This is a genomic window from Microbulbifer maximicatervae (SeqCode) (assembly GCF_052468155.1).
Window position 1 is genome coordinate 2,128,670 of the sequence record NZ_CP174335.1, and the last position, 21,096, is coordinate 2,149,765.

At 50.0% G+C, this 21,096-nt stretch carries 22 protein-coding genes and 1 tRNA gene; 14 read left to right on the forward strand and 9 right to left on the reverse strand.

Features of this window, described 5'->3' with window-relative positions:
- The first annotated feature begins 223 nt into the window (after positions 1–223).
- From ACJJIY_RS09145 to ACJJIY_RS09170, 6 genes are all read left to right on the forward strand, one after another.
- Positions 224–508 (forward strand): HvfA family oxazolone/thioamide-modified RiPP metallophore, encoded by a 285-nt coding sequence (locus tag ACJJIY_RS09145; protein ID WP_445359454.1) that lies wholly within the window; start codon positions 224–226, stop codon positions 506–508.
- A gap of 136 nt (positions 509–644) precedes the next feature.
- A complete protein-coding gene (locus tag ACJJIY_RS09150) occupies positions 645–1,442 on the forward strand; it encodes an HvfB family MNIO-type RiPP peptide maturase (protein ID WP_413665843.1) in 798 nt (265 codons plus the stop codon).
- Complete coding sequence (locus ACJJIY_RS09155; protein ID WP_444914687.1) at positions 1,423–2,193, forward strand: HvfC family RiPP maturation protein; 771 nt, start codon at positions 1,423–1,425, stop codon at positions 2,191–2,193. Before ACJJIY_RS09150 ends, ACJJIY_RS09155 begins: the two co-directional genes overlap by 20 nt.
- A 127-nt stretch (positions 2,194–2,320) precedes the next feature.
- Complete coding sequence (locus ACJJIY_RS09160) at positions 2,321–3,223, forward strand: MlaA family lipoprotein (RefSeq protein WP_413664483.1); 903 nt, start codon at positions 2,321–2,323, stop codon at positions 3,221–3,223.
- 38 nt (positions 3,224–3,261) lie between these two features.
- Positions 3,262–4,440 carry a PP2C family protein-serine/threonine phosphatase gene (locus ACJJIY_RS09165; RefSeq protein ID WP_413664484.1) on the forward strand — a complete coding sequence of 393 codons (1,179 nt, stop codon included), beginning with the start codon at positions 3,262–3,264 and terminating at the stop codon, positions 4,438–4,440.
- 220 nt (positions 4,441–4,660) lie between these two features.
- Entirely contained in the window at positions 4,661–5,179 is a 519-nt protein-coding gene (locus ACJJIY_RS09170) for an STAS domain-containing protein (protein ID WP_282934161.1), read from the forward strand.
- A 43-nt stretch (positions 5,180–5,222) separates the two neighbouring features.
- Here the strand turns inward: ACJJIY_RS09170 and ACJJIY_RS09175 are convergent, their stop codons facing one another.
- From ACJJIY_RS09175 to dusA, 3 genes are read right to left on the reverse strand one after another with little or no spacing between them, the layout of a single operon-like run.
- Positions 5,223–5,681, reverse strand: coding sequence for a tellurite resistance TerB family protein (locus ACJJIY_RS09175; RefSeq protein WP_282934160.1), 459 nt, complete (start codon positions 5,679–5,681; stop codon positions 5,223–5,225).
- Positions 5,662–6,657, reverse strand: a complete 996-nt coding sequence (tal, locus tag ACJJIY_RS09180; protein WP_444906342.1) for a transaldolase — start codon at positions 6,655–6,657, stop codon at positions 5,662–5,664. Before tal ends, ACJJIY_RS09175 begins: the two co-directional genes overlap by 20 nt.
- A 44-nt stretch (positions 6,658–6,701) precedes the next feature.
- A complete protein-coding gene (gene dusA / locus ACJJIY_RS09185; RefSeq protein WP_445359455.1) occupies positions 6,702–7,679 on the reverse strand; it encodes a tRNA dihydrouridine(20/20a) synthase DusA in 978 nt (325 codons plus the stop codon).
- Between the two features lie 528 nt (positions 7,680–8,207).
- Here dusA and ACJJIY_RS09190 point away from each other — a divergent pair.
- On the forward strand, positions 8,208–8,468 hold the full coding sequence (locus tag ACJJIY_RS09190) for a hypothetical protein (protein ID WP_445359456.1): 261 nt from the start codon (positions 8,208–8,210) through the stop codon (positions 8,466–8,468).
- 85 nt (positions 8,469–8,553) lie between these two features.
- Here the strand turns inward: ACJJIY_RS09190 and ACJJIY_RS09195 are convergent, their stop codons facing one another.
- Both ACJJIY_RS09195 and ACJJIY_RS09200 read right to left on the reverse strand, forming a co-directional pair.
- Positions 8,554–9,762, reverse strand: coding sequence for a glycerol-3-phosphate dehydrogenase/oxidase (locus ACJJIY_RS09195; RefSeq protein ID WP_445359457.1), 1,209 nt, complete (start codon positions 9,760–9,762; stop codon positions 8,554–8,556).
- Positions 9,746–10,438 (reverse strand): glycerophosphodiester phosphodiesterase family protein, encoded by a 693-nt coding sequence (locus ACJJIY_RS09200; RefSeq protein WP_444934988.1) that lies wholly within the window; start codon positions 10,436–10,438, stop codon positions 9,746–9,748. The genes ACJJIY_RS09195 and ACJJIY_RS09200 overlap by 17 nt, the downstream gene beginning before the upstream one ends.
- A gap of 460 nt (positions 10,439–10,898) precedes the next feature.
- Between ACJJIY_RS09200 and ACJJIY_RS09205 the strand changes: the two genes are divergently transcribed.
- Positions 10,899–11,582, forward strand: coding sequence for a fimbrial biogenesis chaperone (locus ACJJIY_RS09205; protein ID WP_445359458.1), 684 nt, complete (start codon positions 10,899–10,901; stop codon positions 11,580–11,582).
- A 61-nt stretch (positions 11,583–11,643) separates the two neighbouring features.
- Here the strand turns inward: ACJJIY_RS09205 and ACJJIY_RS09210 are convergent, their stop codons facing one another.
- Genes ACJJIY_RS09210 through ACJJIY_RS09220 form a run of 3 tightly spaced genes read right to left on the reverse strand, consistent with a single transcriptional unit; the run spans position 11,644 to position 15,657 of the window.
- Complete coding sequence (locus ACJJIY_RS09210; protein WP_444912169.1) at positions 11,644–12,591, reverse strand: hypothetical protein; 948 nt, start codon at positions 12,589–12,591, stop codon at positions 11,644–11,646.
- Positions 12,578–15,091 carry a TcfC E-set like domain-containing protein gene (locus ACJJIY_RS09215; RefSeq protein WP_445359459.1) on the reverse strand — a complete coding sequence of 838 codons (2,514 nt, stop codon included), beginning with the start codon at positions 15,089–15,091 and terminating at the stop codon, positions 12,578–12,580. The genes ACJJIY_RS09210 and ACJJIY_RS09215 overlap by 14 nt, the downstream gene beginning before the upstream one ends.
- Positions 15,092–15,129: 38 nt before the next feature.
- Positions 15,130–15,657: a hypothetical protein gene (locus ACJJIY_RS09220; protein ID WP_445359460.1), complete on the reverse strand. Its 528-nt coding sequence runs from the start codon at positions 15,655–15,657 to the stop codon at positions 15,130–15,132.
- 276 nt (positions 15,658–15,933) lie between these two features.
- Here ACJJIY_RS09220 and gltX point away from each other — a divergent pair, with 276 nt between their 5' ends.
- The 3 genes from gltX (at position 15,934) to ACJJIY_RS09235 (ending at position 18,694) form a co-directional block, all read left to right on the forward strand.
- Positions 15,934–17,409: a glutamate--tRNA ligase gene (gltX, locus tag ACJJIY_RS09225; RefSeq protein ID WP_445359461.1), complete on the forward strand. Its 1,476-nt coding sequence runs from the start codon at positions 15,934–15,936 to the stop codon at positions 17,407–17,409.
- Between the two features lie 161 nt (positions 17,410–17,570).
- Positions 17,571–17,646: transfer RNA gene (locus ACJJIY_RS09230), tRNA-Ala, on the forward strand.
- Between the two features lie 424 nt (positions 17,647–18,070).
- Positions 18,071–18,694 (forward strand): Type 1 glutamine amidotransferase-like domain-containing protein, encoded by a 624-nt coding sequence (locus ACJJIY_RS09235; protein ID WP_444895096.1) that lies wholly within the window; start codon positions 18,071–18,073, stop codon positions 18,692–18,694.
- 84 nt (positions 18,695–18,778) lie between these two features.
- Here ACJJIY_RS09235 and ACJJIY_RS09240 read toward each other — a convergent pair whose 3' ends face one another.
- A complete protein-coding gene (locus ACJJIY_RS09240) occupies positions 18,779–19,507 on the reverse strand; it encodes a tyrosine-type recombinase/integrase (protein WP_444895095.1) in 729 nt (242 codons plus the stop codon).
- Between the two features lie 164 nt (positions 19,508–19,671).
- Here ACJJIY_RS09240 and ACJJIY_RS09245 point away from each other — a divergent pair, with 164 nt between their 5' ends.
- From ACJJIY_RS09245 to ACJJIY_RS09255, 3 genes are read left to right on the forward strand one after another with little or no spacing between them, the layout of a single operon-like run.
- Positions 19,672–19,965, forward strand: a complete 294-nt coding sequence (locus tag ACJJIY_RS09245; RefSeq protein WP_444898285.1) for a hypothetical protein — start codon at positions 19,672–19,674, stop codon at positions 19,963–19,965.
- Positions 19,917–20,282 carry an IS3 family transposase gene (locus ACJJIY_RS09250; RefSeq protein WP_445355017.1) on the forward strand — a complete coding sequence of 122 codons (366 nt, stop codon included), beginning with the start codon at positions 19,917–19,919 and terminating at the stop codon, positions 20,280–20,282. The genes ACJJIY_RS09245 and ACJJIY_RS09250 overlap by 49 nt, the downstream gene beginning before the upstream one ends.
- A gap of 27 nt (positions 20,283–20,309) precedes the next feature.
- Complete coding sequence (locus tag ACJJIY_RS09255) at positions 20,310–20,897, forward strand: IS3 family transposase (RefSeq protein WP_445359462.1); 588 nt, start codon at positions 20,310–20,312, stop codon at positions 20,895–20,897.
- Positions 20,898–21,096: the final 199 nt, after the last annotated feature.

Here is a 21,096-nt window from a genome sequence, read left to right on the forward strand (position 1 = left end):
GAGATCACAAAAAAAATTTTGATCAAGTGTAAGAATTTGATGGAGAGCCCGACAGAAGTACTGAAAGCAGGCCTGGAGCCCAGAATGACCCCTTGATACCGGTTATTTTGTGGCGGGTTCTATTCAATGACTGATTTTTGTTTCGCAGCATTATACTTCTGCGGAGTGGAAAAAAGTCTCTTGTACTTTTTATTGCTAAGGACACCTAGTTAGGAGATTCACTATGAACAAGAAGCACCTTTCCCCTGTAGCCGCCGCAGTTGGCGCAGCGTTTATCGCCACTGCCGCTATGAATGTATCTGCTGCCAACAGTAATGCTAACCCCTTTGCCGCAGCAGACCTGAGCTCAGGCTACAACGTGGCGCTGGCTGATCACGACGGTGATGATAAAAAGAAAGAGGGTAAGTGCGGCGAAGGCAAGTGTGGCGAAGGTAAGAAAAAAGAAGGCAAGTGCGGCGAAGGCAAGAAAAAAGAAGGTAAGTGCGGCGAAGGTAAGTGTGGCGGGTAATTTTTCGCTGTACTCAAAGAGGGTGGATACGCTTTAGCGATCCACCCTGTTTTTTATTGATCGCTGAAAAAAGTGAGACCTGAAAGTGTTGCGCGAGTTTTCCATAGAAGGCGCTGGGTTTGGATTGCGCCGGTCAATGATGGGTGAAAACCTTGATACAGATGCCGTAGATTTTCTGGAGGTAGCACCTGAGAATTGGATTGGTGTTGGCGGTCGCTATGGGCGCTGGTTTAAGGAATATACAGAGCGTTTTCCTTTTTTACTTCACGGTTTATCTCTCTCGATTGGTGCACCAGAACCATTGGATATGGAATTGGTTGCAGCCATTAAAAAATTTATCAAGCAACACAATATTCGCGGTTACAGTGAGCACTTGAGTTATTGCTCAGATCACGGCCATCTGTACGATTTATTGCCCATTCCCTTTACGCAAGAAGCGGTGATGTATGTTGCCGAGCGAATCCGTATGGTCCAGGACGCACTGGAAGAACGGATTGCAATGGAGAATGTCTCCTACTATGCGGCGCCGGGCCAGGAGATGACTGAACTGGCTTTTTTAAATGCGGTGCTGGAAGAGGCCGATTGTGATTTGCTTCTGGACGTGAACAATATTTATGTAAACTCGATTAACCACCGCTACGATGCGCTGGACTTTCTATCTGCACTACCTACTGAAAGAATTCGCTACGTACATATTGCCGGGCACTATGATGAGGCAGAGGATTTAAAGGTGGACACCCATGGTGCACCGGTTATTGATCCTGTGTGGGAACTACTCGATCGCGCCTACGATATTCACGGTGTGATGCCGACGCTACTTGAGCGGGATTTTAATATTCCGCCGATTCCCAAATTACTCGAAGAAGTAGGACATATTAAAACCATTCAGGCCAGTCACCAGGTGGAAGAGAATTATGTCCTCAGTCGTCGATAAGCCCGAGACATTCAAAAGTGTGCAGCGGGACTTTGCTGCCCATTTGCGCGCACCGGATCAAGTTGCGCCGCCGGCAGAAATTGAGGACCGGCGTGTCGCTATTTATCGGGATTTGATTTACAACAATATTGAATCCTTTGTTGCCAGTGGATTCCCGGTATTGCGCAGTCTTTATAGCGACGAAAACTGGCATCAAATGGTGCGTGATTTTGTCCACAAACACACATCCGTTAGCCCGTATTTTTTGCAGATCAGTGAAGAGTTTCTCTCATATTTACAGAACGAACGGGGAGAACAACCACAAGATCCTCCGTTCCTGTTGGAGCTTGCCCACTACGAGTGGGTAGAGTTGGCTTTAGATGTCAGTGATGTGGAATTACCGGAAGGGCTGGCGATAGAGGGGGATGTTTTACAGCAAGTTCCTGTAGTTTCCCCTCTTGTCTGGAGCCTCAGCTACCGCTACCCAGTGCATCGGTTGGGGCCGGATTTTCAGCCCCAAGAGCCGCCGGAGGTACCGACGTTCCTTTTCGTATACCGGGATCGTTCCGACAAAGTGAATTTTATGGAGATCAATGCCGTCACCGCCAGATTGTTGCAGTTGGTCTCTGCGGGCGATTACACCGGCTTACAAATATTGGAACAGATGGCTCAGGAATTACCCAATATTAGTCGTGACTCCTTATTTGATTTTGGTGCCGATTTATTAGAAAAACTACTGAATAAAGGGGTTATTGCCGGTTTAAAGGCTTAGCCTGTGATTGCCTGAAACTCCTTTATCTTTGGCAAATCCCAGCTGCTATGCTGCCGAGGGTAGCTTACGAATTACTAGGGCGTTAGAATCCTTGGTCTCACTAGTTTGATATAAGAGGAGCAGGGTTGTGCTTGGAAGCAAAACTTTATCGCCCTGGTTAATGGCAACTCTGATAGCTGTTACTCCAGTAGGGGCGCTAGCGCAACAAGATCCGTTTGGTGGTGCAGCTCAAAACCCGGCTGCGGTAGATACCAGCGGAGCAGAGGATGCCAGTGCCGATGACGGGGGCCTGTCTCTCGAGGATGAGTACGGCTTTGATCCTGCCGATGAATTTGGTGGTGCCGAGGGCGAAGATTTATCACTTCGCGACCCCTGGGAAGGTTTTAATCGGGCCATATTCTCCTTCAACGATGGTGCAGATCGCTATGTGTTGAAGCCCGCCGCTGTCAGCTATCGCCAAATTACCCCGATTTTCGTGCAGCACGGTGTCAGCAACTTTTTCGACAATCTGCGCGAAGTTACCAATACTTTTAATGATGTTCTGCAGGGTAAATGGGGCCAAGCGGGCAATGACGCGGGTCGTTTCCTGGTGAATTCCACGGTAGGTATTGTCGGTATTCTGGATGTTGCCCAGCACATGGGTCTCGAGCAGGGTGATGGCGAGGACTTTGGCCAGACTTTGGCTGTTTGGGGTGTGCCTTCTGGCCCCTACCTGGTTTTGCCGCTACTGGGTCCATCCACTGTACGGGATACCCCTGCCAGGGTCGTGGATTACTACACCAACCCCTTGACCTATGTAAATGACGACGCGACCAAATATGCATTGAAGGGTACAGATATCATTCAGAGCCGTGCCAGCCTGCTGCAAGCGGAGTCCCTGTTGCATGGTGATCGCTATGTACTCTTGCGGGATGCTTACCTGCAGCGCCGCGACTATTTGATTGTCGATGGTGAAATGGATGTTCAAACTGAAGAAGAGGCCGCAGAGGCAATTGATCAGGGTGAAGTGGAAGAGGCTTCCGACTACTGATTTGTTACCTAGGGCAGATAACTTTTTAGAGCCTTTATATGGCCGGCCCCAGTAGCCTGGTGCTTACCGACGATGAGCGCTCCCGCAATTTTTTGCGAGGGGCGCTTTCGCGTTTTGGCTTCCAGGTAAGTGTTGCCAACAACGGGGAAGATGGCATCGGCCAGTTCAGCCCCGGTGCTTTCCATATCGTATTGATTGATCGCTATTTGCCGGATATGAGTGGGCTGGAAGTGTTGCGGCGGATAAAGCGCATAGCCCCAGAAGTGGCCGCAGTAATTATTGCCTCAGACAGTGCTGCCGATGATGTACTCCAAGCGATGCGCCTTGGAGCCAAAGACTACCTGGTTAAACCTTTGGAAGAAGCGGCGGCTATTGATCGCATGATCTGCCGTATCAGCGGTGAAGAAAACCTGGCGAAGCAGAATCGCGAATATAAAGTGACCTTGGAGCGTCGCAACAGTGAACTGCGGGATCATGTCGAGCTGCTGCGCAGGGACCAGGAAGCTGGCCGTTTACTGCAACAGCATTTACTTCCCCGTACCCCCTATCACTACCCCAGTGGTGTGGAAGCATCCTACCGGCTGGTTCCCTCCCTGTACCTGAGCGGTGATTTTGTTGATTACGGCTTGTTCGGTGAGCGCTTTGTAGCCTTTTACCTGGTCGATGTGTCGGGCCATGGTGTCTCTTCTGCGCTGGTTACTGCCCTGATTAAGCACAGTATTATGCATCGCTTGCGGGAGCGCCCCTTATTTGCCCAGCTGGATTCCCTCAGTGATGACTTGTTGGATGTCCTTAATCTGGTCAATGGCGAGTTGTTATCCACAAAATTGGGCAAGCACGCCAGTATGTTTGTCGGGGTTGTGGATAGTAGTGCCCGGCAGTTGCACTATGCCGTCGCCGGGCAAATACCTATGCCGGCCCTGGTAAGTGAGGCAGGTGCAGACTGGTTGCCGGGAAAAGGGCGCCCCCTGGGTATATTTGAACGGGGTGATTGGCAAGTGATGCGTGCTGAGCTGCCGCCCGCTTGGCGCCTGGTCGCTTGTTCCGACGGTGTACTTGAATTATTACAGGGCGATCTGCTTGATAAAGAGGCCCAGCTTTTGCAGGCTATTTCAGAGAGTGGGGGAGAACTCGACAGGCTCTGTCAGTCTCTAAAAATGGATACTTTTGGTGCCCTTCCGGACGATATTACGATTCTCACTTTAGGCCGTCAGTAATGCCTAAAACTTCTATCGATAGTCTTCGACTATGAAGTCGAATTTTGTGCTTTATCGCACTTGTCAGTCTGCATAGTCAGGAGTAAGCTCCGCCCACTTTATGCACAAAATTGCACTAGGCGCCAAAAACGTCAAATGCTATTGTGTTCTCTACCAGTGAACTTTTGCCATCCGCCTGCACTTCTATCAAAAGGTGTATTCGGGTGAGCCAGGGGTTGTTATGCAGTCCGGGCAAATTATGGTTGGGGCCCACCAGGGCATCTACGTCATCAAGTTAGTAGGTGATGTTCGTCTCAACCTTTGTACCTCATTTGATAGCTTTATCGACAACATGTTTGCACGGGGTGATTTTGCCGGAGTGGCATTTGATCTCGGTGGTGCAGAAGGTGTTGATAGTACGACCCTCGGCCTGATGGCGAAGATTGCTATTCGCGCTTTGGAGCGGGGCTGTGATAAGCCGCTGGTATTCTCTGCGGGTAAAGGTATCCGCCATCTATTGGACGCTATGGGCTTTGATTCGTTGGTTGAAATCAGCGATACGGTCCACGATATGAGCGTACCCACCACGCCTTTGGTATGTAATAGCCCCGACGAGTGTGCTGCGCGGGAAAAGGTGCTGGAAGCTCACCGGGTATTGATGAGCATGAACGAGCAAAACGCCGAGACTTTTCGCGACTTGGTACATACCCTGGAGCGAGAATGTTCCCCGGTTGCCAAATCTTCGGCGCATTATCACTAGCGCTTATTCTCTCCTAATCCCCAGTTCTGGAAATCTCCCTTTCTTAGCAACGCTTCATATCCCTCGCTTCGGCGCGTGCCTTGGTGAAGAGTCCGTGTGGCAGATAAATTAGCTCTGCCACCCTGCGAATCAGGTGCTCCTCGAAAGCCTCGATAACATCATCTGAAAAAGCTACCTGCCACATCTGTAAAATCAGCAGGTATTTATCTCTCTCGCTGAACTGTTCATTCACCGCCTGGGTGAACTCGAACAGGGATGTGGCTCTGTCCCGTTGGCCAATAGCTTCACTGACTATTTCTGTGGCACTAGTCTGGTCGAGAGAGTAGTGCTGGCACAGGAGCTGTGTGAGCGTTTCACGCTCACACTCATCGAGCTTTTGATCGACAGTGGCGACCTCGACTAACAGCGCAGCGCTGATCATCCGCACGTCTTTTTCGTCACGTGCTTCAACATCAACGCTATTTCCTATCTGCTCAAACAGTTTACGGATTTGTTGCAGCATGAATTTCCTGCTGTCCCTTTACTCGGTTCTGTAACAATAGCTCTAAACGTTCCTGATCCTTCACGAAGTTCCGGATGCCATCGGCAAGCTTTTCAGTGGCCATGGCATCGCTATTCAATTGAAAGCGGAATTCGGCTTCAGCCAGATCCTGTGTCGGCCGGGATTTGGTTGCGGATACCGGTGGCAGGCCAGCAGCGAGAGGTGCCTCACTGTCCTCCAGGGCCTGTAATAGCTGAGGGCTGATTGTCAGTCGATCGCAACCAGCCAGAGCCTCAATCTCCCCGGTATTGCGGAAGCTGGCGCCCATCACAATGGTTTTGTAGTCTCGGGACTTGTAGTACTCATAGATATTGCGCACCGAGATTACGCCCGGGTCCTCTTCCGCAGGGAATGACTCGCGGCCGCTGTTGGCGATATGCCAATCGAGGATTCGACCGACGAAGGGGGAGATCAGAGTTACCCCGGCTTCGGCACAGGCGATCGCCTGGGATTGACTGAACAACAAGGTCAGGTTGCAGTGGATTCCCTCGCGCTCCAGTACCGATGCGGCAGCAATGCCTTCCCATGTCGACGCGATCTTGATCAATACCCGCTCTTTGGAAATACCTGCGCGTTCGTAGAGGGCGATCAGGTGGCGTGCGTAGTCAATAGTAGCGCGGGTATCAAAGGAGAGACGAGCATCGACCTCGGTGGATACCACCCCGGGCACCAACTGCAAGATTTCCGTGCCGATGCTGACAGCCAGTTTGATGGCGGCCAGGCGTGCAATATTTTCCGCGTTCGAGCCACCCTGGTGGCTTTCGGCCCACTGAAGTGCCTCGGCGATATGGTTGTCGTACTGAGGGAGCTGGGCGGCCTTAAACAGTAGGGAGGGATTGGTTGTGGCATCTTGAGGACAATATCGGCGAATTGCTTCAATATCTCCCGTATCTGCTACAACCTGGCTGCGCTGTTTGAGTTGCTCCAACTTGTTCATGGTTCCTCCCTTAATTATTCACTGGTCTACATATTGAAAGCGGTCTAAGCGGCTTGGGTGACCTGGGCCAATGCCTGTTCAAGCACCTCGGGACCCGCCCCCGGCTTGTGGGCATTTTCGCTCAAATGTCGGCGGAAGCGCCGAGCACCAGGAAGCCCCTGGAATAACCCGAGCATATGCCGGGTGATATGATTCAAGCGCTGTCCGCGCTGCATTTCCTGCTCGATATAGGGCAGCATCTGCTCTACCACCTGGATGGCATCCGGGCCGGTCTCACCGCCAAATAATTGGCTGTCCACCTGGGCCAGGATTGTCGGGGTTTGGTAAGCCGCGCGCCCCAGCATAACACCATCCACGTGGCTTAAATGTTGCTGGCATTCCTCAATTGAATTGATCCCCCCGTTAATAACAATTTGCAGTTTGGGGTAATCTTTCTTCAACTGGTAAACCATGTCGTAATTGAGCGGAGGAATTTCGCGGTTTTCCTTGGGGCTTAGCCCTTTAAGCCACGCTTTGCGCGCATGGACGATAAAGGTATCCACACCGGCATTGGCCTGGGCCTCCACGAAGCGGGTCAGGCCTGGGTAGTCTTCCATATCGTCGATGCCGATACGGTGCTTGACGGTAACCGGAATAGATACCGCTTCCCGCATGGCAGTGAGTCCTGCGGCTACCACATCCGGTTCCGCCATAAGGCAGGCACCAAAACGCCCGGACTGGACTCGGTCACTGGGGCAGCCACAGTTAAGGTTGATTTCGCTATAGCCCCATTCCTCGGCGACACGGGCGCATTCAGCCAGTTCTTGAGGGTCACTGCCCCCCAACTGCAGGGCGACAGGTTGCTCAGCTGCATCAAATTGCAAATGTCGCTGTTGGTCACCATGCAGTATTGCCCCGGTGGTCACCATTTCCGAATACAGGCGTGCATGCTTGCTCAATAGGCGCCACATATAGCGGCAATGGCGGTCGCTCCAATCGAGAAGTGGTGCAGTACAGAAACGGTGGGTATTAAATTCGGACATAAACTGCGGAGTAAAACACTAATAAAAACAGAGTAGCCGCCATTATATGGGATGCCTATGGTGATGTGCGGCTTTATTGTGAAACTTCGGGCACCTTTCCTGGAGTGAGTGCTTGCGGAACAGCAAGGTGGAACTCGAATAATGGTTGGCGGGCTTTATAAGGGGTGCTCTTATCCTATCGGTTGCTTGTGTAACTAATAGTGTGAGAGATCTGCGGTGGATGTCAAAGCTGGAACGGGTTCATATACCAGGAGCTTCTTACTCGATCCTTGATGGCTGATATATGCAAGGTAAAGAGAGATCAGGTTTTATTCAGTTTGTACTTGCTGGTAATTTGAATTATCCACATCAGCAAAATAAATAGTGAGTGAACACAATGTTCTTCTGCCGACAGATTTCTGTGATGAAAGATAGAATTGCTCCGTCCTTAATACTGAGCCGATTATTTTGAGTGCAGTCTTTTCTTTGATGGCAGTGCACTTCTGACTTTTTGGCCAAGCTCAACAAAATTTATAAAAGGAGTTTAGTATGAAGTTTAAATTAATCAGTGTGGGAGCTGTGGTACTGGTTTTGGGTGGATGCGCTTCATTAATGAAAGAAACTGTATCTAAAAGGGCGCCTTTTGATCTGAACTGTGATGCGGGCTCAATAACGATCCAGCTACTGGGATACAGAACTTATGGGGTTTCAGGATGTGATAAGCGTGCCACTTATGTATTGCAGGGACCTTGTTCAGGTCCGGGAAGTCAGTGTTTAGCAGTAATGAATTCCAATGTGGATGAAGGTTAATAGCAAAATTCGGGGGTAGGAGGTTTTTCTTGCTCCCCATTTTCTTGCTCCCAAAGTAAATGGGGGCTATTGCGAGGAAGAAATTTTAGATATTTCTCTCGCGTTCAGAAGAGTTTTTTGCGGTTTCGGAATGTTGGGTATTGGGTGGGGTGGGTGGTTCCACACATAAAGTGGGTTCAAGTTTATTTAGTAATTTACGTGCAGTGGCACGATAGCTGGTTAGCTTACCGCCTGCCACCGCTAGAATTCTAGGCTTCTTATTATCATCACAGCAAATAATGGTTTCCCGGGAGCGCGCAAAAGGACTCTTTTCCATTTCCGGAAGTACCCGTAGTCCGGAATAACTCTCGCAAATATCTTCTCCAATGAGCTCCCGGGCTTGAGAGAAATATTTCTGTACGGTCTGCAGAAGGTAACTCTCTTCTTCTAGTGTGGGGGTGACATCCCGAGGATCGCCAAAATAGGGGCGTTCTGTAGTTCCAACCAGTGTTTTATCCTGCCAGGGCATCACGAAAATCGCACGGCCATCATCAGCCTCCACATAGTAGATTTTATCGCCAAGAGAGAGGGGCAATAAAATATGAGTACCTGCGACCAGGTCGATAGGGGGCATGTCCACTGGCGGTGAACAGCGTGCATTCGTGTTGGCTACCCAGGGGCCACTGCAATTTATGAGCGCCCGGGTGCGCAGCGTGCTGAGCTTGCCATTAGCAACATAGTCAACGCGGACCCCATCCCCAGTGACTTCTGCACCTACTAGGCTACCGGGACAGATAATCTGCGCCCCATGGGCAACCGCTGAGGCAACTACGTCCCGGGTTAGGGCTGCGTCATCGGTCTGCGCATCGTTATAGCGGAAGACCTCTTTTAGGCCCTCTCTATTCAGGCCTGGAAGGCTGTCCCACTGGGATTTGGGTATTCTGCGAAAGTATGAATCGGTGTTACTCAGTCCAGACAGAAGGCTATATAGGCTCAACCCCAAGCGGACCAGCCAGGCCGGTCTCTTGCTGTGCTGGTAGATAGGGATATAAAAAGGGACCATTCTCACGAGTTCAGGCTTGTTATCCAGTAGCCACTTTCTCTCCCGCAGGCACTCGTAGACCAAACGGAACTGGCCGCTCTCCAGGTAACGCAAGCCGCCGTGAATGAGTTTGGAGGAGCGAGAGGAAGTGGCGGCGGCGATACCCAGCTGTTCGAGTATCACCACGGAATAGTGATTTGTGGCCAGAACCTCAGCGGCTCCCGCTCCCTGTATACCTGCGCCGACTACCAGGACATCAAAATCCGTAGACATCACTCGCTTCCCGGGAGCGCATCAGCAGCGGCAAGTTGCCGGTGAGAATATGGTGAGCACCGCGCTTGCGCCAGAGTACTGCCTCTTCTGTTGAGTTGATTTCATAGACAACCCATTGCCAGGGGCCTGGGGGCAATTCGTCACATTCAACCTGGCTGTCGCGAATTAGTAGATATTCTGGCGCCAAAGTAACAATGTCGGCAGATAGGCACCGGGAGACACTATTGATCTCAAGGGCAACCCGATGCCAGCCCATATTGCGGGCGGCTCTGAGGCTGCGGCAGTCTGCGGTGAGTAGAGCGAATGACTCATTCTCAGTGTGCATCAGCTCCATTAACTTTTTAACGGCGGTGACAAATCCAGTGGCGGCGATATTGGCAGGTGAGATACCGATAAACCAATCCAGGTGGCGATGGCAGCTGGCCCAGTCTACCAGCTCGATAAAGCGATTGATCGACTGGTGGTGTAACTGTGAATCCCTAAGGGAGTGGAAGACCTGGGACTGGTCATTGCCGGGGATGTGCAGGCTATCCTCGTGGAAGCACCAGGGGGTGCCGTCGGCGCTGAAGCGGATATCGCACTGAATAGCGCAGGCCCCCAGATTATGGGCCGCCTCGAAAGCGGCAATCGTATTCTCTGGTTGGCGGGTCTTGTCGCCGCGATGAGCAATTAACATGTGAATCTGGTCCGAAAAGCGGGTGTTATTGTCGTCTGGAATTGGGCGTGATTTGGCCTTTGCCCAGAGATGAACCGGACCCTGGCTGGAGCCGGGTCATACAGGAAAAATAGACGGTGCCACCGCTGTTGCAAGGTTCACGGGGAGGAAATACGGGACCAGAGGGCTATCAATGGAGGGCTGGGGTTTTTACATAGTGATGATGCTGAATCGATTGCATACTGCCCATATGGATAGCGCGCCACTGAGTGAGCTAGCGGTATGTCGCGTCAGGATGATCTATTACGTTGGCAGTGTTTTACTTTTCAGGCGGTGTAGGGCAAATCAGTATTGTCTCTTATTTACTAGCGGGGCTGGTGATATTGATTTAAGGGAGGCTCATTAGGTTCCGATTTGACTTGTGGATAAAACAGCCCGATATTGCGCTTACTATAAGAAGTTCTAAGACTACCCGCTCTTTATGAAAAAAGTACTGCTTTCACTGCTATTCTTTGTCGTCCAGCCAGTAATGGCAGCTATGTCTGTGGATAAAATTGTCCTTTACCTGGAAGATACTCCCAGCGCCCGGGATGATGTTCTCGTCAGCAATCCAGATAATGAGACGCTATATATCCAAACTGAAATATTCCGTGTGGATAATCCCGGCCATGATAATGAGAGTCGAGTCAGGGTGATAAATCCTGATGAATTTAAACTCCTTGTCAGCCCCGCAAGAGCTGTCCTGGCTCCCGGAGAGAGAAAGCGCTTTCGCTTAATGGCCTTAGATAAAGATCTTGAAGAGGAAAAAGTCTACCGGGTGACTTTTAAACCCGTTGTAGGTGATATCAAGAGTGACAGAACGGCACTAAAAATCCTTGTAGCTTATCAGGCATTGGTATTTGTGCAGCCAAAAGGCGGAGCTTATAAAATTGATTTAGTGGCTGAAGGGGATAATTACCGACTCACGAATAGTGGCAATATTAATGTAGAAGTCGTGGAAGTTCGTCATTGTGTGACTGAAGAGAAGTGTGAAAAACTTGAGGCCACCGGTCGGTTATACGCTGGCACCAGTATCGAAGTAACGGGTAAACCCGTTGGCGGCGAGCTGGAAGTTTTACTGCGAGGGCAGCAGAGTGAGCGGGTTCGTTTTCCTCTTAGTGGCTAATTAGAATTGGTTGCTTGCCTATAGCAGGCTGGGCGGATTAAAGGATTATTTTGTATTTAGCTCACTGGCTGCTCACCGTTACTGTGAGTACATCGGTGTAGAGAGGTTCGCCCGCGTTTTCCCAGTCTGAGGGCGCAATGGAAATATAAATTCGCGCATTATCAGAAAGGCAGTTTTCATCCGAAGTTCGGCTAAAACTGCCGGAGATATCGCCAAGGCTATCCGGGGAAATGCCTGAAGTTGCAGCCAGGTTGTCTGAGAAGGCAACGCTGTAGGGGATTTGTTCACTATTTCCCCCCAATTCATAGGCACTACTGCCTGATCCCCCGGTGCTGCCATTGGCGCTGGACAGGTTTACTGTGTAACCGCTAAATCCTATACCGCCAACACAAAAGTCCTCACTGCCCTCAATGGCCTGTCCAAACAGGGTGCCACTGTTGCTGAGGTCAATATCACCCAGATTGCGAATGGCGATGTTTGGCTCTACGTCCAGCACAATGTCAAACTGAACTGTTTCGGTGCCGGCAGTCCAAATAATAAAATAATTATTCAGTGTCATCTCAAAGCTGGCGGAGTAGCGGCTGGAAGAGGGTATTTGGCTGCTGTCCAGCTCGATCACTAAATAAGTATCTGCATCGTCGCTGGTGCCAGCAAAAGTAGCGGACTGAGTTCCTGGACTGAGTGTTTCCGTGGTGCCGTTATTGGCTCGAAATGAAATATCAATATCCAGCTGTTCACCACTGTCCGCAAATAGTGCGAAAGTAGATCCACTGAGCGGACTCACTTCTACATCGTAGCGCAGGGTCCAGCTTCCCAGCAGGCTTCGGGTAGTGAACTGAATTTCTTTAGGTTCTGATTCGTAATCAATAGTGTGTGAATCTTCCAGGCCACAAACTCGCAAATCGTTATTGCTGGAGCAATTTACCTGGGCTTGTACTGGTATATTAAATAGCGGAATCAACAGCGCAGAGACCAGGCCAAGTTTGTGCAGCTTCTTAGTTATGGACACGGCTTACCTCTGCTATTTGCCCAGTCTGGCATTTGGCCTCTGACTCTTCTATGGTTCCCAGGTTGAGCCAGCTATCACCTGATGAAGTGGCCTCGATTGAGGCTTTACAATTTCCCCAGCGAACTTCTGTATTTAGGATGGTGTTATGTTCACCGTGGAATTCCATTTGGAAAACGCCGTATTGGTCAGTTTTCGCTGAGTGTTCGCCAATGATTACTTCTGTATTTGCCAGCCCCTGGCCAAGGCTGGTTAATCGGCCCAGTACCAGGATTTGTGGCAGTATTTGGTAGCTGCTGGCGCCCACATTGCCCGGATACAGGGTAATGGTTTCGGAGGTTTCCCGGTAATCGAAAAAGCCCTCTTCCAGGGGCCGGAGGGAAAGGTCGTAACTGCGATAAGCCGGTAAATTAATCACTGACGTTGTGCCGCCTTTGGCGTATCCACGGCGGCTGCCATTAACCAAAACTTCAAAATCTTTATCTTCACTGCCTTCGATATTTACGATAACTGCGCTCTGGAGATTTTGCTCACCGCCCCAATTGAGGGAATTTTTTGTGGCAATCAGGTTGGTGCTGAACCCTCCGAGGTAGTTGATCGCACGGCCTTCATCATCATCGTAAAGCCCAACTGCAGTATTCAAATATCCGTGATGTCCCGCTAAATGCGTACGGGCCTCCAGGTAATTGGCTTCAGGGGATGCTTCCACAGAAAGCTGCTGTTCAAATTCAGCCGCCCATAAATCCCGGTCGTACCAGCGGCTTTGCAGTGCAAATCGCTCGCTGCTAGTGCTTTGTTCGCTGTTGTCGCTATAGAGATTAGCGGTGTGTTGCCAGTGTTTGGAGCGCATTCGGAACTGGAATTCCAGACTGGTGTATTGCTCGCCGTCTGCATCACTGTGGGACAGAGTGGCGTTGCCGAGCCAATGGGTGCTTTTAAAAAAGGGGTGGCGGAACTCCAGGGTTTTTAACTTCTGGGCACTGCTCAGTGAATCGCCATTGTCGATGCTGCCGGGGAGTTGGTTTTGGTCCCGCTCGCTGAATCTTAGGGATAGCTGTCCTCCCAGTACCGCTGTACGCAGACTCAGACTTGTTTGGGAATAGCTGCCCGGCAGCAATGTATATTTATCGTTATTGAACGGTTTTGTATTGACATCCAGCTCGGTTTTTACTGCACTAAAAGTCCCGTAGGGCATTTTAAGTAATGCCTGCAATCGGTATCCGCTGCGTCCATCACCGGATGTGACCAAGCTTGGGGAGACTTCAACGCCTTCGCCAATCCAGCGACCGCCGACTTCCAACAATTGCTGCTCCTCGGCTGCGGCGCCAGAAACAAAAAGACCCAATCCGGTCGTTAAACGGCGTGCGATAGAGGCCGTAATAATTCCTTCTTCGTAGTGGTCCGGCAGAGTGTCGCCCCAAAAACTGCGGGTGGGCAAGCCTGCCTGCAAGCTCCAAAACCACTCACCGGGGGCCGGCAGTAGCGAATCCTTGGCAAAGAATTCGAGATGCCGGCTCAATACCCGCCCCGCTTCATCGTAGGTGCGCACCTCAATATCGTAGGCGCCGTGGGGTAGGGTAGAGGTGTTTAACAGGCGGTTGCCGGCCTCCAGTAGTTCGGTGTGGATAAGTCGTTCATCCCGATATACCTCGACTCTACCGCGCACCGGCATATTAATTTCAACCGGCGCCCCCTGTTGATAACTGATATCAGTTCGGGTGCGCTGCGAAGTGCGTAGCTCTACGCCATAGATCGCTTCCTGAGGCCGGAAATAGCCAAAGCCCCCTTGGGGTTGTAAAAGGCCGGCCGAATAGGCTTGCCCCTGAAAATCCCGACTCCAATATAGATTATGGATCCGGCTGTCCTGCTCTGAGGCCGCAGACCATTGTGAATGCAGAGCGCTTTCACCAAAGCTCACTATGGTGTTGCCATTTAATGCAGCGCTATAGCTGTCCGGGCCCCAATCACTTTCAACCCCACTCCAGGAACCGCTCAGGTTTTGTACGACAGAGAAGTCAGAACTCGCTTCCGGCAAATAGGGGTCATTGATTGCCGCTTGTTGTGGCAACAGTTCTTGTGAGAAAAAAAGATCCAGCCGGTAGAGCTGCTCATCGTAAATAACGGCAAACTCCGAGGGCATTAAGTAGCCACAGCCAATCTGCCGGTTTGAGCGGCATACATGGTGACTGTTTCTTGTTTGCGGTCGTTCGAGGATGGAGAGAATTCGCTCGGTATCGCGAACTTCGGGCAACAGTTCGAGTACCTCAGACGGGGAGTCAAAGCGAACAAAGCGCGGATCTATTGTGACTTGCGCAGCACCAATTTCCCGGCCACCGTAGTAGAGATCCACCACGAGTTGCTGGGGTTCGGTGAGATCATCAAACCCTTCAGGAGCAGAGGTTTCCAGTAGGAAAGTCGCTGCGGTCGCTGCAAGGGCATCGGGGCAAGAGGCTTGCACCAGACACAAAGCCAGCGCAAGGCGCCCCAGATGACGTCCTGCCATATTGAGCTATGGCTGGCAGGGCCAGCCACTCTTTACTGTTACTCGGAGGCGACAGTGATCAGCAGGGTATCGGTATAGGTGGTGCCATTTAGCACAGTTGCAGTTTCCCAATCGCTGTTGGCCACAGTGATTTGGAAGCGCGCGTTATCGCTGGAGCCACAGGAAGCAATATTCCGGGTTTGGCCTGTCAGCGCATCGCCCTCGGTAACAGTAGTAAAAGTACCGGAGGTGCTGTTATCAAAACCAACACTGTAAGGGACATTGTTGGTGCCGTCAGTAAGGGTGAACTCAGTATCATTTACTGAATCATTACTGTCGAAAGTAATGCTGTAGGTGGAGAACCCGAGGCCGCCCACACAGAAATCTTCGGTGCCTACGGCATCGGTACCCAAAGTGGGATCGGTAATCGTGAGGTTGTCTACACGAGTGATCTCAATAGTGGGTGTGAAAGAGAGGGTGATATCACTGCTTGCACTATCAGTAGCGGCCATTGAAGCGGCAGAAATGCTGAAAAGGGTACCTGCTGCAATAGCAGAAAACAGTGTGCGAACTACATTTTTTTGCATGGTATGCCATCCTGAGCGATTAATTTATCGTTCTTAGGGAGAAGCTGCTCGCGGAAACCCCTGCAAAATTTGGGGTAATACGTTAGTCAAGCCATTCCTTCTTTATGGCGGCAATAATACTTTTTTCGTGATGTATGTCACGTCATTAGCTCACAATAATGAAGTTATGGCGCGTAAATATTCTTATTGAGGAGAAAACCCCGCCTGTGCCAAGAGGCTGGCCAGCGCTATAATCCTGCGGTTTAACGAGTCCTCCATTTATCAATCAGGTTTATCATGACCGTAAGAACCCGAATCGCACCGTCTCCAACCGGTGATCCCCACGTTGGTACAGCCTATATTGCCCTCTTCAACCAGTGTTTTGCCCGCGCTCAAGGCGGCCAGTTTGTATTGCGCATTGAAGACACCGACCAGCAGCGCAGTACCCCGGAATCGGAGAAAGCCATTCTCGACAGCCTGCGTTGGCTCGGGCTGGACTGGCAGGAAGGACCGGACGTTGGTGGCCCCCACGGCCCCTATCGCCAAAGTGAGCGCGGGGATATCTACAAAACTTACTGCGATGAGCTGGTACAAAAAGGGCACGCCTTCCACTGCTATCGCACTGCGGAAGAGCTGGAGCAGCTCCGCGAAGAACTGCGTGAAGCAGGTCGCATCGCACTGAAGCCCAGCGACTTGGCGCTCCCTGAAGAGGAAGTGGAAAAGCGACGCGCTGCCGGAGCACCTTATGTGGTGCGTATGAACGTGCCCGAAGAGGGCTCATGTGTAATTGAAGACCTGCTGCGCGGTACTATTGAAATCGACTGGGCCCAAGTAGACGCACAAATTCTGCTCAAGTCCGATGGTATGCCCACTTACCACCTGGCGAACGTGGTGGATGATCACCTGATGGAGATCACTCATGTTCTTCGCGGTGAGGAGTGGATCAACTCCGCACCCAAGCACAAACTGCTGTACGAATACTTCGGTTGGGAAATGCCGGTGCTCTGCCACCTGCCGCTGTTGCGCAACCCGGACAAGACCAAGCTTTCCAAGCGCAAGAACCCCACCTCTATCCTGTATTACCAGCGCGCCGGCTTTATGCCCGAAGCACTGCTTAACTACCTGGGCCGTATGGGTTGGTCCATGCCGGATGAGCGCGAGAAGTTTTCTCTCGAAGAGATGCTGGAGCACTTCGATATTAAGCGTGTTTCCCTGGGTGGCCCGGTATTCGATGTAGAGAAACTGTCCTGGTTGAACAGTCTGTGGATTCGTGAACTGGAAAACGAGCAACTCGCCGATCGCCTGACCGAGTGGATGTTTAACCGCGACAACCTGCTTAAGGTTCTGCCCCAGGCGAAAGAGCGCATGGAAACCTTCGGTGACTTTGCTCCGCTGGTTAGCTTCCTCGCCTCTGGCAAACTGCCCCTGACCGAAGACAGCTTCAGCGGTAACAAGCTGCCCCTGGATGACCAGAAGAAGCTACTCCAGTTTGCCCTGTGGCGTTTGGAAGCCCTTCGCGCTTGGGACAAGGACAGTATCTTCCAGGCGGTGAAGGCGCTGTCCACGGCCATGGAAATCAAGCTAAAAGACTTTAACGCTCCACTGTTTGTCGCCATCAGCGGCACCACTGCGTCCTTCTCCGTGATGGAAGCCATGGTGCTCCTGGGCCCCGATCTCAGCCGCGCCCGCCTGCGTCAGGCGATCGACGTATTGGGCGGTGCCGGGAAGAAGGTGCTGAAGCGCTGGGAAAAAGAGTACGCTGGACTCAAGTAAGGCTGATTCGCGTTGGTGAGCCCCTGGAAGCGGCAGCCTCCGGGGGCCTATGGTGTCAGCAGCTAACTAATTGATTAAAAAGTTATTTTTTCTGTTGACAGGCGCCTAAACCTTGCTAAAATGCGCCCCGCTTTCGACGGAAACGTCAAGCAACAAAATTTGGGGCTATAGCTCAGCTGGGAGAGCGCAACACTGGCAGTGTTGAGGTCAGCGGTTCGATCCCGCTTAGCTCCACCAAATTTCCCTTGTACTTCAAGGCGTTGCGAGAAGAGGTTCACGGCCTCTTATCCGGTGAACAAAAACTCGCAAGAATGAAAAAAGGGCCTTAAGGCCCTTTTTTTTTCGTCTGAAATTTCTACCTTGAAAGCTCTTGCCCATCCAGGTTGCTTTTCATATCAACTTAACTACCCCCCCTGGTTCATCAGCCATGCCTGTATGTGCCGTTATTCAATTTGAGCTTTTAGTTAAAAGCTAAGATGGCCTTTTTTTTCATTCTGCCTTTGTGTTTTTAATGATGTAGATATAGGTCAATTTTGTCATCTCCAATGACTGTATGATAATCCTGTGGCTTTGTAACGAGCTTCTTAGCTTTTTCCTTAGAGAGTGCGTGCTTTCAATATTAGGCAGTTGATTCGATTTATACGTTAAGGGATTAAAACACATGACCAAACTGTTCTTGACCTCATATCTCGCTGAGGTTGCTGATGTAATTGGAGGCTATGAGAGAGGTCTTGAAGGGAAAGCGGTTACATTTATCCCAACTGCAAGTATTCCCGAAGAAATTGATTTTTACGTTGATGATGCAAGGCGGGCCTTCGAAAGGCTGGGCCTTACTGTGGATAACTTGGATGTATCCACAGCCTCAATCAGTGAAATTGAAAGTAAACTTAAGAATAATGAATACATTTATGTGACTGGCGGCAATACGTTTTTTCTGCTTCAAGAACTCAGGCGAAGTGGGGCGGATAAAATCCTACTAGAACAGGTAAAATCCGGTAAAACGTATATTGGTGAGTCGGCAGGTTCTGTCATACTTTCACCGAATATTGCGTATATCCAGGAGATGGACAATGCCGATGTTGTAAAGGGTTTAGAGTCTTATGAGGGGCTGAACCTTGTGGATTTCTACCCGTTACCTCACTACGGGAATCAACCCTTTAAGGATGCCGCTGAGCATATCCTCTCTAGTTTTTCCAATGGGATAAATCTCTATCCTTGTAGTAATAACCAGATGATTACTGTTGTTGATGGCAGTGCTGAGCTTCTAACCGTAGAAGGTGAGTAAGTTCGCTCTGCTCCTACTAACTTGGGTTGATACCTAGGGCTGAGTTAGTAACGAAATTATTAAAAGGGCTTTCCTAGCCCTTTTTTAAAACTCTCGACCGATTGCCTGCTCATCTAGGTAAATAGCAATTTCTTCGTAATCGATGCCATGCCTAGCTTGATACGCCTGCGTGACCCGCTCATCAGTATGCGCCATTAACTGCTGCACTGATTCCACATCATACCCCATACGCTTAAACCGGTCTGAAGCCAGACTGCGTACTTCGTGGAAGCTGGGTGGGGTTTGATCTTTGGTTAATCCGATATAGAGACCGGTAGCGTTGAGAACTTCGGTGAACATATCGCTCAATCGGTCGGGGATTACCTGGCAAACATGCTCTTTGATTTTTCCCGTTCTCCGTTGCTTAGGTGTATGGCTTAGTAAATAGGGGCAGCGATAATTCCTTAGGCTGAGTTCTCTCGCGCGGTTTATAAGTTTGCCAAGTTGTTGGTGGGTTTTTAAATTAAAATTTAAGTGGCTGGCGGCAAGGCTGTCCCGTTGCGCTTCAGATTTATTAATCGTTTTGCGTAGATTGTCACCTTGCAGGTGTTTCTCAAAGTTCAGTTCGCAGATATCGGCGCGACGCATGGTAGTTAGCATACTGATACCCATAGCGACCTGAAGCGCTTCATAGCCTAATTCCCCGGCCTTGTCATAGATGGTCCAGTAAGCTTCCAGGGTTAAGCGTTGGCGCTTTTTAATGGGCTTTCCCTTTTCCAGCAGGCGCGGGCGATCGTCGGCTGTGGTGAAGGGGTTGCTTTCCAGTTTGCTCAAGCCTTCAGCCATTAGGTAATTAAAGAATTTATTAAACTCAGCGCGGCGCGCGGAAACCTTCCCCCATTGAGTAGACGCCTACCTTTTGAATAAGGTAGGAAAAAATGCCGAAAATACTGAGTGAAGAGCGGGTTGTTGAATATTCAACAGAGTTTTAAGTTAGAGTGGTAGCTCTCACTAATCAACTGAAAGTAGATACGACGACTATCGCCAACGTTATTGGTTTGCATCCAGTAATGGTGTTTAGATGGCGACAGGAAAGTAGAGAAGGCAAGCTGGTCGAGAAGCCCAGTCGTAGAATAAGTATGACAAAGACAACGAAAACTCAGTCTCAAACTGATGATAAAGAGATAAGACGTCTAAAAAAGCAGGTTGAGAAATTGCAAAAGGAGAATGATTTCCTAAAAAAGTGGGAAATGTACCTGAAAGATCCAAAGCTGAAAGATTCTCGTTCATAGCTCGTAATCGATCAGACTTTGGTGTCAGGTACTTATGTAGATACTTGAATGTTTCACCCCAAGGGTTTTATAAGTGGCTCAACCGTGATGAGAGCACTCGAGACATAGAAAATAGGCGAATTCTTGGATGTATCGAAGCTATCTATGCGCAGCATGATGGTAATTATGGAAGCCCAAGAATTAGCGCAGAGCTGAAAGCTAATGGTGAACGAATAAATCACAAGCGCGTTGAACACCTTATGAGAGAGGCTGGAATCGTGGGGAAAGCCGGAAGGATCTATCGCCGACGCCCTTTGCCTGGAAATCCTTGCATTTAGGTTGAAAATTTACAAAGAGAGCATGATATGCCGAGTAAACCAGACTCTCAATGGGCTGGTGATGTAACCTATATGAAAATCAATGGGCAATGGCAATATTTAGCTGTGATTATTGATCTTTACTCCCGGAAAGTGTTGGGTTGGGAGCTGTCGGACACTCGAACTGTTGAGCTAACACTGTCAGCGCTAAATAAAGCTGTCCGTCGCAGAAATATAGAATCAGATCCAATATTTCACAGCGACAGAGGTTCTGAGTACGGTGCTCATGCATACCAAAACCGACTCAAGGAACTGGGTATTGAGCCGAGCATGAACCGTCCAGGATTTATGAATGATAATGTGTATGTAGAATCATTTTTTCAAACACTGAAAACTGAGAGTTTCAAAGGGTTTAATTTTGAATCCGTTGAGGAGCTAAGAACTAACTTATCTTGGTATCTTGATAAGCACTATAATTTTAAAAGAAGACATGGTTCACTTGGGTTCAAAAGCCCAGATGAATATAAGGTGGCGTCTACTTTAAGGGGGGAGGCTTCCGATCCGGTGTCTGATGGTATTATGATACTGTCGGACGACTTATTGTGCATAGCTCGATTGCGGCTATGGCAATTCTGAGTGGGTGATACTAGTCGTTGCTTTCAGTACTGGAATGGGCGTACCGCCGGTGCGAAGCCCCGAATTATAGAGCCATGGCTTACATCTGCAGAAAGTTCCCCCCTAACTTATTGATGTAATTGCGGGTAAAATGTGTTCAAGAGCGAGAGATGAAACCAGGCGATTTGAGCCGATGGCTGACTATTTCTGGTTATTATTT

What these genes read in the sequence shown, in the direction of transcription:
- ACJJIY_RS09175 (WP_282934160.1), bottom strand. Translation starts at nt 5,681, where the DNA reads ATGCTGCAACAAATCCGTAAACTGTTTGAGCAGATAGGAAATAGCGTT.
- ACJJIY_RS09220 (WP_445359460.1), bottom strand. Translation starts at nt 15,657, where the DNA reads ATGCAAAAAAATGTAGTTCGCACACTGTTTTCTGCTATTGCAGCAGGT.
- gltX (WP_445359461.1), top strand. Translation starts at nt 15,934, where the DNA reads ATGACCGTAAGAACCCGAATCGCACCGTCTCCAACCGGTGATCCCCAC.
- ACJJIY_RS09235 (WP_444895096.1), top strand. Translation starts at nt 18,071, where the DNA reads ATGACCAAACTGTTCTTGACCTCATATCTCGCTGAGGTTGCTGATGTA.
- ACJJIY_RS09155 (WP_444914687.1), top strand. Translation starts at nt 1,423, where the DNA reads ATGTCCTCAGTCGTCGATAAGCCCGAGACATTCAAAAGTGTGCAGCGG.
- tal (WP_444906342.1), bottom strand. Translation starts at nt 6,657, where the DNA reads ATGAACAAGTTGGAGCAACTCAAACAGCGCAGCCAGGTTGTAGCAGAT.
- ACJJIY_RS09215 (WP_445359459.1), bottom strand. Translation starts at nt 15,091, where the DNA reads ATGGCAGGACGTCATCTGGGGCGCCTTGCGCTGGCTTTGTGTCTGGTG.
- ACJJIY_RS09150 (WP_413665843.1), top strand. Translation starts at nt 645, where the DNA reads ATGATGGGTGAAAACCTTGATACAGATGCCGTAGATTTTCTGGAGGTA.
- ACJJIY_RS09200 (WP_444934988.1), bottom strand. Translation starts at nt 10,438, where the DNA reads ATGTTAATTGCTCATCGCGGCGACAAGACCCGCCAACCAGAGAATACG.
- ACJJIY_RS09145 (WP_445359454.1), top strand. Translation starts at nt 224, where the DNA reads ATGAACAAGAAGCACCTTTCCCCTGTAGCCGCCGCAGTTGGCGCAGCG.
- ACJJIY_RS09170 (WP_282934161.1), top strand. Translation starts at nt 4,661, where the DNA reads ATGCAGTCCGGGCAAATTATGGTTGGGGCCCACCAGGGCATCTACGTC.
- ACJJIY_RS09255 (WP_445359462.1), top strand. Translation starts at nt 20,310, where the DNA reads ATGCCGAGTAAACCAGACTCTCAATGGGCTGGTGATGTAACCTATATG.
- ACJJIY_RS09165 (WP_413664484.1), top strand. Translation starts at nt 3,262, where the DNA reads ATGGCCGGCCCCAGTAGCCTGGTGCTTACCGACGATGAGCGCTCCCGC.
- ACJJIY_RS09190 (WP_445359456.1), top strand. Translation starts at nt 8,208, where the DNA reads ATGAAGTTTAAATTAATCAGTGTGGGAGCTGTGGTACTGGTTTTGGGT.
- ACJJIY_RS09195 (WP_445359457.1), bottom strand. Translation starts at nt 9,762, where the DNA reads ATGTCTACGGATTTTGATGTCCTGGTAGTCGGCGCAGGTATACAGGGA.
- ACJJIY_RS09205 (WP_445359458.1), top strand. Translation starts at nt 10,899, where the DNA reads ATGAAAAAAGTACTGCTTTCACTGCTATTCTTTGTCGTCCAGCCAGTA.
- dusA (WP_445359455.1), bottom strand. Translation starts at nt 7,679, where the DNA reads ATGTCCGAATTTAATACCCACCGTTTCTGTACTGCACCACTTCTCGAT.